Annotated in this window: 1 protein-coding gene; it reads right to left on the minus strand. The window is 47.0% G+C overall.

Annotation, left to right across the window (positions count from 1 at the left end; all coding sequences use genetic code 11):
• Positions 1–470, minus strand: a 470-nt coding sequence (locus AB4Z50_RS36035) for a hypothetical protein (protein WP_441887293.1), incomplete at both ends; no start/stop codon positions are given.

Consider the following 470-nt stretch of genomic DNA (forward strand, 5'->3'; position numbering starts at 1 on the left):
CTGCTGGCCAAACCTGAAAAGCTCGCCGGAAATTTGAGGCTTGAAGCTGCATTGAGCCAAACCTTTGTGCCATCAGGCAATACGATCTGGTACTGTCCACCTCTTGGCGTTTCAATGGTATTAAATACAGGATTTTTACCCGCAGTACCCACGTCATCTACCCTGTAAACCAATTGTCCGTCTGCTGTCTTTTTAATACTGATACCAGCTTGATTGGCCAGTTCTCCATCCTTGGCATCTGTAATGCTGATCTTTTTGCCATTGCCCAGTGTGAGAACAGCCTTGTTCGCACCTGGAGACACATCCTGCATTTTAGCTACAGCAGTAGTTATAGTTAACTGCTCAGGGCGGAAAAAATAATAGCCCAATCCTGCCACCAGAAGAATTGCAGCGGCGGAACCCACGCGTTTCCACAATTGATATTCAGGCTTTTGGTATTTTAAAGGAAGGCCGGTGGCGATATGCTCCAG

The organism is Paenibacillus sp. 2TAB26 (genome assembly GCF_052115145.1).
In the GTDB taxonomy this organism is placed as follows: domain Bacteria; phylum Bacillota; class Bacilli; order Paenibacillales; family Paenibacillaceae; genus Pristimantibacillus.